Origin of the sequence: Sedimentitalea xiamensis (genome assembly GCF_030164465.1) — a bacterium.
In the GTDB taxonomy this organism is placed as follows: domain Bacteria; phylum Pseudomonadota; class Alphaproteobacteria; order Rhodobacterales; family Rhodobacteraceae; genus Sedimentitalea; species Sedimentitalea xiamensis.
This window is the reverse complement of the sequence record NZ_JASNJE010000055.1, coordinates 1-11,225: the sequence shown is the minus strand read 5'-3', so window position 1 is coordinate 11,225 and position 11,225 is coordinate 1. Positions and strand designations below refer to the sequence as shown.

At 62.6% G+C, this 11,225-nt stretch carries 11 protein-coding genes; 7 read left to right on the top strand and 4 right to left on the bottom strand.

All coding sequences use genetic code 11. The features are described 5' to 3' along the window. Positions 1-138 precede the first annotated feature (138 nt). Positions 139-600, bottom strand: coding sequence for an Lrp/AsnC family transcriptional regulator (locus QO034_RS22480; RefSeq protein ID WP_284487746.1), 462 nt, complete (start codon positions 598-600; stop codon positions 139-141). 129 nt (positions 601-729) lie between these two features. On the opposite strand from QO034_RS22480, the gene QO034_RS22475 reads away from it, so the two are divergent. The 7 genes from QO034_RS22475 to lpdA are packed head-to-tail and all read left to right on the top strand — an operon-like array spanning position 730 to position 9,096. Beyond that, a complete protein-coding gene (locus tag QO034_RS22475) occupies positions 730-1,905 on the top strand; it encodes a thiolase family protein (RefSeq protein ID WP_284487745.1) in 1,176 nt (391 codons plus the stop codon). Positions 1,906-1,909: 4 nt separating this feature from the next. After that, on the top strand, positions 1,910-3,061 hold the full coding sequence (locus QO034_RS22470) for an acyl-CoA dehydrogenase family protein (RefSeq protein ID WP_284487744.1): 1,152 nt from the start codon (positions 1,910-1,912) through the stop codon (positions 3,059-3,061). Beyond that, positions 3,058-3,825, top strand: coding sequence for an SDR family NAD(P)-dependent oxidoreductase (locus tag QO034_RS22465; protein ID WP_284487743.1), 768 nt, complete (start codon positions 3,058-3,060; stop codon positions 3,823-3,825). The genes QO034_RS22470 and QO034_RS22465 overlap by 4 nt, the downstream gene beginning before the upstream one ends. Continuing rightward, positions 3,822-5,057, top strand: a complete 1,236-nt coding sequence (locus QO034_RS22460; RefSeq protein ID WP_284487742.1) for a thiamine pyrophosphate-dependent dehydrogenase E1 component subunit alpha — start codon at positions 3,822-3,824, stop codon at positions 5,055-5,057. The genes QO034_RS22465 and QO034_RS22460 overlap by 4 nt, the downstream gene beginning before the upstream one ends. Position 5,058: 1 nt before the next feature. Continuing rightward, positions 5,059-6,072 (top strand): alpha-ketoacid dehydrogenase subunit beta, encoded by a 1,014-nt coding sequence (locus QO034_RS22455; protein WP_284487741.1) that lies wholly within the window; start codon positions 5,059-5,061, stop codon positions 6,070-6,072. Beyond that, the gene (locus QO034_RS22445) at positions 6,073-7,713 is read left to right on the top strand and encodes a 2-oxo acid dehydrogenase subunit E2 (protein ID WP_321170035.1); all 1,641 of its coding nucleotides are present in this window, start codon (positions 6,073-6,075) and stop codon (positions 7,711-7,713) included. Positions 7,714-7,716: 3 nt separating this feature from the next. Further along, positions 7,717-9,096, top strand: coding sequence for a dihydrolipoyl dehydrogenase (lpdA, locus tag QO034_RS22440; RefSeq protein ID WP_284487740.1), 1,380 nt, complete (start codon positions 7,717-7,719; stop codon positions 9,094-9,096). Between the two features lie 295 nt (positions 9,097-9,391). On the opposite strand, the gene QO034_RS22435 is transcribed toward lpdA, so the two are convergent. The 3 genes from QO034_RS22435 to QO034_RS22425 form a co-directional block, all read right to left on the bottom strand. After that, positions 9,392-9,550, bottom strand: coding sequence for a DUF6537 domain-containing protein (locus QO034_RS22435; RefSeq protein ID WP_284487739.1), 159 nt, complete (start codon positions 9,548-9,550; stop codon positions 9,392-9,394). Next, complete coding sequence (locus QO034_RS22430) at positions 9,547-9,939, bottom strand: RidA family protein (protein ID WP_284487738.1); 393 nt, start codon at positions 9,937-9,939, stop codon at positions 9,547-9,549. The genes QO034_RS22435 and QO034_RS22430 overlap by 4 nt, the downstream gene beginning before the upstream one ends. A gap of 25 nt (positions 9,940-9,964) precedes the next feature. Next, positions 9,965-11,225, bottom strand: a 1,261-nt coding sequence (locus tag QO034_RS22425; RefSeq protein WP_284487737.1) for an FAD-dependent oxidoreductase, incomplete at its 5' end; no start/stop codon positions are given.

Sequence of the window (11,225 nt, the reverse complement as noted above, 5' to 3'; positions counted from 1 at the left end):
AAATGAGCCTCCGATCCGGCTCCGGCTCATTTTCGGGAGGATACGATCATACGACGATTCTTCGCGCTGAAGCGCTTCCGACTGGAAGTCGGAGGGTTTGCTCCAAAGCGTGGATACTAAACTGACACGGGTTCACGTCTAGATAGGCAGCGCCGTCGTGTTTTTGACGACTTCCAGGATCACATGGCTTTGCAGTTCCTGAACGCCTGGGAGACTGACCAACCGATCTTGCAGCAGTTCCTGATAATGGTCGATGTCGCGCACGACGAGGCGCAGATGAAAGTCGAACTCGCCGAGCAGGAGGACGGCGGACTGAATTTCCGGGATCGCCCGAACCTCCCGCTTGAAATCTTCCAGCGCCTTTCGGTCGTGCATCTTGAGTTTCACGCGGGCGTCGATGACCGCGTTGAACCCGAGCAACCGCCTGTCCAGCTTGACATGCCTGCTCGCGATGATCCCCTTCGACTGCATCTGGATGATCCGCCGCGAGCAGGGCGATTGGGAAATGCCTGCGGCCTCGGCGATCTGCGCGACGGTCATTCCGCCATCCCGCTGCATGGCGCGCAGGATTCTCAAGTCGGTTTCGTCCAGAGTCTGCATGGATGTCCTAGATTTTCGAAATTGTTGGCTGGTTCAGCCAGTATTTCGCATATTAAGGGGTGAAAAGGCAAGAATTGCCCGAGAATGCGAGTATCATGCCCGTTAAATTTGCAATCGGGGGATGGAAAGATGACCGATGTTGTGATTTCGGCGGCGAAACGCACTCCGATGGGGGCGTTCCAAGGGGAACTCAGCAATCTCAAGGCGACGGAACTGGGGGCCGCGGCCATCCGAGCTGCGCTTGCGGACTCTGGGGTCTCGGCCGCAACGGTCGATGAAACCATCATGGGCATCGTCTTGCCTGCGGGGGTCGGCCAGGCTCCGGCGCGGCAAGCCAGCCTTGGCGCCGGGTTGCCGCTGTCCACACCGGCGACCGCCACCAGCAAGGTCTGCGGTTCGGGCATGAAGGCCGTCATCCAGGCGTGCAGCCAGATCCAGTCCGGCCAGAGCAGGATCGTGGTGGCCGGAGGCATGGAGAGCATGTCGCAGGCACCCTATCTGGCGCCGTCCACCCGGTCGGGTGCGCGACTGGGGCATACGACGCTGGTCGATCACATGTTTTTCGACGGTCTTGAGGATGCCTACGAAGGGGGACTCATGGGGAGTTTCGCCGAACGCTGCGCCAGCGACTACCAGTTTACGCGCGATGGTCAGGACGCTTTTGCCATCGCCTCGCTGGAACGCGCATTGGCCGCGACCGCGGAGGGGCGGCTTGCCCGGGAAATCGTGCCGATCACCATCTCGTCGCGCAAAGGCGAAACCGTGGTAGCGACCGACGAGCAGCTGCGCAATGCCCGGATCGACAAGATCCCGCAGCTCAAACCCGCGTTCGCCAGGGATGGGACGGTAACGGCGGCCAACGCATCTTCGATCTCGGACGGCGCCGCCGCAGTGGTGCTTTCGTCCCGCGAGGCGGCTCTGGAGCAGGGCGCCGCGATCCGCGCCAGGGTTGTCGGACATGCGGGCCACGCCCAGGAGCCCGCGCTGTTCACCACGGCCCCTGTCGGTGCCGTGCAAAAACTTCTGGACGGAATCGGCTGGACAGTTGCCGATGTTGACCTGTGGGAAGTCAATGAAGCCTTCGCCGTTGTCGCCATGGCGTTCATGCTGGACCTTGGCCTTGATGACGACGGGGTGAACGTCAATGGCGGGGCCTGCGCTCTGGGTCATCCGATCGGGGCCAGCGGGGCGCGCATTCTGGTCACGCTGTTACACGCGCTTGAACAGCGCGACCTGAAACGCGGTGTGGCGGCAATCTGTATTGGGGGCGGCGAGGCTCTGGCCGTCGCGATCGAAAGGGAGTGAGACGATGACCGGCATTTTTACTGAAGAACAGGCCATGATCCGTGACATGGCCCGACAATTCGCGCAAGAGAAGCTGGCGCCCGGCGCGGCCGCGCGCGAGGCCGCCGGGCGGATCGAGGCGGAGATCATCGCCGAGATGGGCGCGCTCGGGTTTCTGGGCATGACCGTGCCCGAGGAGCTTGGCGGCGTTGGCGCAGATTATGTCTCGTATGCGCTGGCGCTGATGGAACTGGCGGCCGGCGACGGTGCGGTATCGACGATGATGTCGGTGCACAACGCGCCGTTCTGCGCCATCCTCCAGCGGTTTGCCTCGCCAGAGCAGCAGGACGCCTGGCTGAAGCCCGCCGCACAGGGCGCGTTCATCGGCTGCTTTGCCCTGACCGAGCCCGGCACCGGCAGCGATGCCGCCGCGATCAAGGCGCGCGCGACGCGCAGCAATGACGGCTACGTGCTGAATGGCGCCAAGCAGTTCATCACCTCGGCCCGGATTGGCGGCGCCACCATCGCCTTTGCCGTCACCGACCCGGATGCGGGCAAGAAGGGCATTTCGGCCTTCTACATCGAACAGGACACTCCCGGACTGATCGTCGCCGAGCCCGAAAGGAAGCTCGGCCAGAAGGCTTCCGACACCTGCGCGCTGACATTCGAAGACCTCAGGCTCGACGCCGGCGCCCTGATCGGCGAAGAAGGGCAGGGGCTGGCCATCGCGCTGTCCTCGCTCGAAGCGGGCCGTATCGGCATCGCGTCGCAATCGGTTGGCATGGCGCAGGCGGCGCTGGAATACGCCACTGCTTATGCGCTGGAACGGGTCACTTTCGGCAAGCCGATCTTCGAGCACCAGGCCGTGGCGTTCCGCCTTGCGGACATGGATGCCCAGGTCGAGGCCGCCCGCCAACTGGTGCTGAACGCCGCCCGGACCAAGGATCTGGGCCAGCCCTGCCTGCGCGAGGCGTCGATTGCCAAGCTCATCGCGAGCCAAACCGCCGAACGCGTGATCTCGGACGCCATCCAGACGCTGGGCGGCTACGGCTACCTGTCGGAATACCCGGTCGAGCGCATCTATCGCGACGCTCGCGTCTGCCAGATCTACGAAGGCACGTCCGATGTGCAGCGAATCAACATCTCCCGCGACCTGAAACGGAGGTTCCAGCAATGAAACTAGGACAAACGACGCCCGCCATCGTTTCGGGCGGGGCTTCCGGCCTCGGGGCGACCGTCGCCACCGCCCTGCGCGAACGCGGCATGCCGGTGGGCATTCTGGACATGAACGAAGCTGCCGGTCAGGCCTTTGCGGCCGAAATCGGCGCGTCCTTTGCGCAATGCGACATCTCGGACGCCGTTGCGGTCTCGGCGGCCCTGGCCAAGCTGCGGGACATGCAGGGGCAGGAGCGTATCTGCATCAATTGCGCCGGGATCGCACCGGCCGCCAAGACCGTGTCGCGCGGCGCAGCGCATGACCCCGCCCTCTACGCCAAGGTCGTCGGGGTGAACCTGATCGGGACATTCAATGTCGCCACGCAAACGGCGCTAGCTATGTCCACAGCCGACCCGCTCAACGAGGATGACGAACGGGGTGTGATCGTGAACACCGCCTCGATCGCCGCCTACGAGGGGCAGATGGGTCAGCTGGCCTATGCCTCGTCCAAGGCGGGCGTCATCGGCCTGACCCTGCCGATGGCGCGGGATCTGGCCAAGAGCGGCATTCGTGTTGTCGCCATCGCGCCGGGCATTTTCGCGACGCCGATGGTCACCGGATTCCCGCAGGAGGTGCAGGATGCGCTGGCGCTGACCTCCGAGTTCCCGCGACGCCTGGGCAAGCCTGCCGAATTCGCGGCCTTGGCCATTCACATCGCCGAAAACACCATGCTGAACGGAGAAGTCATCCGTCTGGATGCCGCCACGAGGATGCAGGCCAAATGACCGAGAAACTCAAACTCACCTTCCCGCACCCGCCCGCACGCCCGCAGGACAAACCCGACTTCTCGTCCATCGTGACCCCGCCTGCCGGGGCGCTCGGCGTGCCGCCGCCCGATCTGCGCGCGGAGGAATCCCAGGATTATGCCAACGGCCTGATCCGGGTTCTAGATAACGCGGGCGAAGCTGTTGGACCCTGGGCGGACTACGTCGCCGGTATGGACCGGAACGCCTTGTTGCTGGGCCTGCGCGACATGCTCAAGATGCGCGCCGTGGACAAGCGCCTGCTCAACGCGCAGCGACAGGGAAAGACCTCGTTCTACCTGCAATGCACCGGCGAAGAGGCCATCGGCTGCGGTTTCCAGCGCCAGCTTGAAAAAGGCGACATGAACTTTCCCACCTACCGGCAGCAGACCCTGCTGATCGCGGCGGATTATCCGCTGAAGGACCTGATGGGACAGATCTATTCCAACGAGTGCGACCCGCTTGAAGGGCGTCAGTTGCCGATCATGCATTCGTCGCGCGACTACGGGTTCTTCAGTATTTCCGGCAACCTTGGCACACAGTATATCCAGGCGGTCGGCTGGGCCATGGCCAACGCGCTCAGCGGCGACGGAAAGATCGCGGCGGGCTGGATCGGCGATGGCGCGACCGCGTCGAACGATTTCCATTCCGCGCTGCTCAGCGCCTCGGTGTACCGGCCGCCGGTGATCCTCAACATCGTCAACAACCAATGGGCCATCTCGACCTATACCGGCGTTGCGACCGGCGGATCGCGCACCTATGCGGCGCGCGCGCGCGGTTACGGCATTCCCGCGCTTCGGGTCGACGGCAACGATTACCTTGCCGTCACGGCCGTGTCGAAATGGGCGATAGACCGGGCGCGCAAGGGGTTCGGCCCGGTCGCGATCGAATGGTTCACCTATCGGGTGGCGGCGCATTCGACATCGGACGACCCGTCGGCCTACCGTCCCAAGGACGAGGCCAGGGCTTGGCCGCTGGGCGATCCGGTCGAACGGCTCAAGCAGCACCTGATCCTGCGGGGCGATTGGTCGGAAGAGCGTCACACGCAGGCCGAGGCGGAACTCCTCGACGAGGTGACCGCCGTGCAGAAAGAGGTCGAAACGCATGGCACTTTCGTGAACCCGAAACCGATTTCGCCAGCGACGATCTTCAAGGGCGTCTATGCGGAGATGCCGGAACATCTGCATCGCCAGCGCCAGGAAATGGGATACTGACATGACCCGCATGACGATGATCGAGGCGTTGCGCGACGCCATGGACGTGAAACTGAACGATGACCCCAAAGTGCTCGTCTTTGGCGAGGATGTCGGCTATTTCGGCGGCGTGTTCCGCTGCACCGCCGGGCTTCAGGCCAAATATGGCGAAGAACGCGTGTTCGACACGCCGATTAACGAAAGCGCCATCGTCGGCATGGCCGTTGGCATGGCGGCGCAGGGTATGCGGCCTTGCGTCGAGATGCAGTTCGCCGACTATGTCTACCCCGCCTATGACCAGATCACGCAGGAGGCGGCACGCCTCAGGCACCGTTCGAACGAGATGTTCACTTGCCCGCTGGTGATCCGGATGCCAACCGGCGGCGGCATCTTCGGCGGCCAGACCCACAGCCAGAGCCCCGAGGCGCTGTTCACCCATGTCGCGGGCCTCAAGGTGGTGATGCCATCGACCCCTTACGACGCCAAGGGCCTGCTGATCGCGGCCATCGAAGACCCGGATCCGGTGATCTTCTTCGAACCCAAGCGGCTTTATAATGGCCCGTTCTACGGCGATCACTCCGGCAAATCGGTCGGCTGGGCGCAGCATCCCGCCGGCGAAGTGCCCGAAGGCCATTACACCGTCGAGATCGGCAAGGCCGATATCCGCCGTGCCGGTTCCGATGTCACGATCCTGGCCTATGGCACGATGGTCTACATCGCCGAGGCCGCCGTCGAGAAATGCGGCATCGACACCGAGATCATCGACCTGCGCAGCCTCCTGCCGCTCGATCTGGAGACCATCAAGGCCTCGGTCGAAAAGACTGGGCGCTGCGTCATGATCCACGAGGCCACGCGTACCAGCGGTTTCGGCGCCGAGTTGATCGCCGAGGTTCAGGAGGCATGTTTCTGGCACCTCAAATCGCCGATCCAGCGTGTCGCGGGATGGGATGCACCCTATCCGCACGCGACGGAATGGGACTATTTTCCCGGTCCCGAACGCGTGATCAGAGCCCTGCAAAAAACGATGGAGGACTGAATGAAGATCCTTGCAGTCAAACTCCCCGATGTCGGCGAAGGCGTGACCGCGGCGGAACTGGTCGAATGGCATGTCAAGATCGGCGATGTTGTCAGGGAAGACGACACGCTGGCCGCCGTCATGACCGACAAGGCGACCGTCGAGATCCCCTCGCTCTACTCCGGCACCGTGACATGGATCGGCGGCGAGGTGGGGGACACGCTCGCTGTCGGATCCGACCTCGTGCGGATCGAAACCGATGCCGAGGCGCCCGTTTCGGCTGATCTCGCCGATGAACCGGCTCGGGCCCCGGAGCCGGAAGGGGTAGTGCCGACTGTCGAAGACGCGCCCGTCACCGCCTCCGAGAAACCCGTCGCTCCGGCGGGCAAGGTGATCGTCGCGGTTAAGCTTCCCGATGTCGGCGAAGGCGTGACCGAGGCGGAACTGGCGGAATGGAACGTGGCCGCTGGTGACATCGTAAAAGAGGACGATGTGATCGCCGCCGTGATGACGGACAAGGCAACCGTCGAGATTCCGTCTCTTTATTCCGGCAAGGTGGTGCGTTTGGGCGGCAGTGTCGGCGAGGTTCTGGCGGTCGGCTCCGACCTGGTTCTGATCGAAACCGATGCAGGTGCGGGATCCTCCGGCAATACGCCGTCGCCCGAAGCGCCGGCGGCAACCGCGTCCAAGGTGGACGCTGCGAAACCTGCCGTCCAGCCTGTGGCCAGACCGTCGCCCGCCCGCGCATCGGCGGTCCCTGCCAACGGCGCGCCGCGCGCCGAAGGTCAGCCGCCGCTGGCATCGCCCTCGGTCCGGGCCCGCGCCCGCGAAGCCGGTCTCGACCTGCGCCAGATCGCAGGTTCCGGTCCTGCCGGGCGTATTACCCATGCCGATATCGACGCGGTCTTTGACATGCCTCGCCGCTCCCCCGGCCAGGCCGCCCCCCCCGGGCGCGCCGCCCGCACCGGCACCGAAGAGATCAAGGTCATCGGCATGCGCCGCAAGATCGCCGAGCGCATGGCGCTAGCCAACGCGCGCATTCCCCACATCACCGTGGTGGAAGAGGTCGATGTCACCGCGCTGGAAGAGTTGCGCGAAAAGCTCAACGCGGGGCGTGGCGACAAGCCGAAGCTGACGGTCCTTCCCTTCGTCACGGCGACGCTGGCAAAGGCCGTGCTGGACCACCCCGAGATGAATGCGCATTACCTAGACGATGACGGCATCATCCTGCGCCATGCTGCGGTGAATGCGGGCATCGCCACCATGACCGACGCCGGGCTGGTGGTGCCCGTGCTGCGCAACGCCGAGGCGCTGGACCTGTTCCAGACCGCCGCCGAGATAACGCGCCTGTCCGAAGCGGCCCGCACCGGCAAGGCAAAGCGCGACGAGTTGACCGGCTCGACCTTCACCATCACCTCGCTGGGTCCGCTCGGGGCGTTGGCGACCACTCCGATCATCAATCACCCCGAGGTAGCCATCCTCGGGATCAACAAGATGGCGACCCGCCCGATGTGGGACGGAACCCAATTCGTGCCGCGCAAGATGATGAACATATCGGCCAGTTTCGACCACCGGGTGATCGATGGCTGGGACGCGGCGGTGTTCGTCCAGCGCATCAAGAGCCTGCTGGAAACCCCGGCGCTGATCTTCATGGAGACCTGAGAAATGACATCGCTCACCTGTACCCTCCTGATCATCGGCGCGGGCCCCGGCGGCTATGTCTGCGGCATCCGCGCCGGGCAGCTTGGCGTCGATACCATCGTGGTCGAAGGCCAGAAACCCGGCGGAACCTGCCTGAACGTGGGCTGCATCCCGTCCAAGGCGCTGATCCATGCGGCCGACGAATTCGCCAAGGCCCGCAGCTTTGCCGGCGAGAACGAGTTGGGCATTTCCGCCGGAGCGCCGTCGATTGATCTGGCCATCACGGTGGCGTGGAAGAACGGCATCGTCAAACGGCTGACCGGCGGCGTCTCGGGCCTGCTCAAGAAGGCCAAGACGCGCTATGTTCAGGGCCAGGCCCGGATCATTGACGGAAAGACCGTCGAGGTCGCGACGGCGGACGGGCCGGCTCGGATCACCTGCAAATCCCTAGTGATCGCCACCGGATCGAAGCCCTTCGAACTGCCGTTCCTGCCATTCGGTGGGACTGTCATCTCGTCCACCGAAGCACTGGACCTCGAAACGGTTCCACAGAAACTCGCCATTGTCGGCGGCGGCTATATCGGGCTCGAGATCGGAACCGCGATGGCCAAGCTCGGCGCCGAAGTCACCGTGGTCGAAGCGGCAGAGCACATTCTGCCGCAATACGATGCCGAACTGACCAAGCCCGTGCTGGCGCGTCTCAAGGAGTTGGGCATTACCGTGCATTTGTCCGCAAAGGCCAAGGGGCTATCGGAAGACGAAACGGCGCTGGTGGTCGATCTGGGCAAGGACGAGATCGACATTCTCGCCGACAAGATCCTGGTCACGGTGGGGCGCGCGCCCGTCGTCGATGGCTTCGGACTGGAAGACCTCGGCCTCAGCATGAACGGCAAGTTCATCGCGACCGACGCATACGGCGCCACCTCGATGCGCGGCGTCTACGCCATTGGCGATGTGACAGGCAACCCGATGCTGGCGCATCGCGCCATGGCGCAGGGAACGATCGTTGCGGAACATGTCGCCGGCCTGCCGTCGGTCTGGGACAAGAAGGCCATTCCGGCGGTCTGTTTCACAGACCCCGAGATCGTGACGGTTGGTGCGCTGCCTGGCGAGGTTCCCGGATCGGTCGCGGCCGTGTTCCCCTTTGCCGCCAATGGCCGATCGATGACCATGGAACGCAGCGACGGGCTGGTGCGGGTGGTCTACGATCCGAGCTCGGAGCTGATCCTGGGCATTCAGGCCGTGGGCGCGGGTGTTTCGGAAATGGCCGGAGAGTTCTCGCTGGCCCTGGAAATGGCCGCGCGGCTGACAGATCTCGGCGACACAATCCACGCGCATCCGACGCTTGGAGAAACCACACAGGAATCCGCGCTCAAGGGCCTGGGACGCGCGCTGCACATATAGCAAGCTGGCAGAAGAGGTTGCTGAGCAAGAATGGTTTCCCGTGGATGCATGCTTCGCTGTCCTGGCTTTCGCCGGAGTTGTCACGTTAACCGAAGGGGTGGCGGTCAGCGCCATTGATGAAGGCCTTAGGCGATGCTGGCGGCTACTTTCCACGCGCGGAGAGCTTCTATACGGTGGTAGCGAATGGTCAGGGCGTGCGCGCCCCGGTCTTCATGGCCCCGACGGTTACCTTGTCAGATCTGAGTTGTATTATGTGCCCTCCTGAGGCGAAAAACAGAATTCGGATATGCGGCGGTCAAGCTGCATCGACATTTCTGTTGAGGATTGCGCCCTTCAGTTCCTGCCGGCGCTTTTGGGTGGCTTGTGCATGGCGTTCGCGCATATGACCATAGCCACGGATCTGCTCGGGCAGATCGAGAAGCTCGATCAGGGCCGCTCGAACTTTGTAGATCAAGGCTTCGGATAGAAAACCGTTGCCTCGATCTCCACTTTGGCATCGGGCAGCATCAGCGCGGAGCAAACGGTCGAACGGGCAGGGGGAACCGATGAGAAATACTCGGCATAGACCCGGTTGAAGTTCCCGAAATCTTCTGGATCGCTCAACCAAACGGTGACCCTGGCCACGTTTTCCAATCCGGCGCCGACCGAGACAAGGAGGGCCTTGATGCTGTCGAGGCACTGGCGCGTCTGGGCTTCGATACCGCCATCGACGATCTTGCCGTCAGGGCCAAAGGCCAGTTGGCCGGACAGCATAACGAAATCTCCTGCGCGGATCGCTTTGGACAGAGGTACAGGCGTGCCGTCCGCAAGAACCACTGCGCCGCCGATTGCTTCGATTGCCATTGTATTCTCCTGTGTTAAGGGCATTTCAAAAACGGCTAATGTTGTAGTCGTCCAGTGCCAAACTGGTGTCTCGCCCAACGATGAGATCAGCCACTGCGCGCGACGTGCCGCTGGCTGTAGTCCAGCCGAGATAACCGTGACCTGTATTCAGGTAGACGTTTTCCAGCCCGGTTTGCCCGACCAGTGGCAGGCAGTCCGGTGTCATCGGTCGGTGATTGCACCAAATGGTGATCGGTTCAGCATCGTTCACGATCGATGCCATGCCGGGGTAGGTGGCTAGTGCGGCACGTCGCAGACTTTCGATCCGTTTGGGATTGATGTCTGGCGAGTACCCACTGAATTCTGCAGTCCCGACAAAGCGAATACGGTCTCCGAGAGGTGTCAGGCCAATATGCAACTCGTCATCGACTACAGGAATTGCCGGCCGAATGTTCACACTTGATATGTCATAGGTGATAGAATAGCCCTTCACCGGCTTGATCGGCAGCCGAAGACGCAGTTGCCGACCAAGCATAGCGCTCCAGAACCCTGTCGCCAAGACCACGGCATCGGTATCAAAGCGTTCCCTGTCGGTGACGATGCCGGTCACGCGCCGCCCGCTGGTTTCAAAACCGGTCACGGATTGGCCAAACCGAAAATCGACGCCATTCGACGTGAGTTTGTCGGCCAGCGCCCGACAATAGAGATATGCGTCGCCATGCTGGTCGCCCGGATAGTAGAAACCGCCGCAAAGCTTGTCCTCGATATCGCCCAAGGCGGGTTCCAGCCGGACGAGATCTTCTGCCGAACACTGCGCGACGTGGACGCCGGAGTTTGCCACATATTCATTGATGCGCTTGACGCGGTCAAAAGCCGACTGATTGCGATAGAACATGATCGTTCCGCGTCGCTCACCGTCGAATCTCAGATCCAGTTCTTTGGTGAGATCATTTAGCACCCCAAGACTATAGTGCGCGAGCCGGCTGTTTCGTTCGATGGTTCGGTAATATCGAGCCGGGGTCGAGTTGCGTAGAAACTGCAACCCCCAGAAAAAGTAACTGGGGATCGCCGATGCCTTGAGATAGAGCGCTGCCGTCTCGTCGTTCAACGACGACAAGAGCGTTCGAAAGATTCCGGGGGAGTTCCACGGTGCAGCATGGCTTGGCGTGACAAGTCCGCCATTTGCGTGTGAACCGGCATGCAAATTTGACCCCTGTATTGGGGTAATCGGCGTCCAAAAGTGACCCCCCTGATATTTCGTTTCAGAAGCTTCCTCAAAGGATTGAGGGAGCAATTTGGGGATGTTG

What these genes read in the sequence shown, in the direction of transcription:
- QO034_RS22480 (WP_284487746.1), bottom strand. Translation starts at nt 600, where the DNA reads ATGCAGACTCTGGACGAAACCGACTTGAGAATCCTGCGCGCCATGCAG.
- QO034_RS22475 (WP_284487745.1), top strand. Translation starts at nt 730, where the DNA reads ATGACCGATGTTGTGATTTCGGCGGCGAAACGCACTCCGATGGGGGCG.
- QO034_RS22470 (WP_284487744.1), top strand. Translation starts at nt 1,910, where the DNA reads ATGACCGGCATTTTTACTGAAGAACAGGCCATGATCCGTGACATGGCC.
- QO034_RS22465 (WP_284487743.1), top strand. Translation starts at nt 3,058, where the DNA reads ATGAAACTAGGACAAACGACGCCCGCCATCGTTTCGGGCGGGGCTTCC.
- QO034_RS22460 (WP_284487742.1), top strand. Translation starts at nt 3,822, where the DNA reads ATGACCGAGAAACTCAAACTCACCTTCCCGCACCCGCCCGCACGCCCG.
- QO034_RS22455 (WP_284487741.1), top strand. Translation starts at nt 5,059, where the DNA reads ATGACCCGCATGACGATGATCGAGGCGTTGCGCGACGCCATGGACGTG.
- QO034_RS22445 (WP_321170035.1), top strand. Translation starts at nt 6,073, where the DNA reads ATGAAGATCCTTGCAGTCAAACTCCCCGATGTCGGCGAAGGCGTGACC.
- lpdA (WP_284487740.1), top strand. Translation starts at nt 7,717, where the DNA reads ATGACATCGCTCACCTGTACCCTCCTGATCATCGGCGCGGGCCCCGGC.
- QO034_RS22430 (WP_284487738.1), bottom strand. Translation starts at nt 9,939, where the DNA reads ATGGCAATCGAAGCAATCGGCGGCGCAGTGGTTCTTGCGGACGGCACG.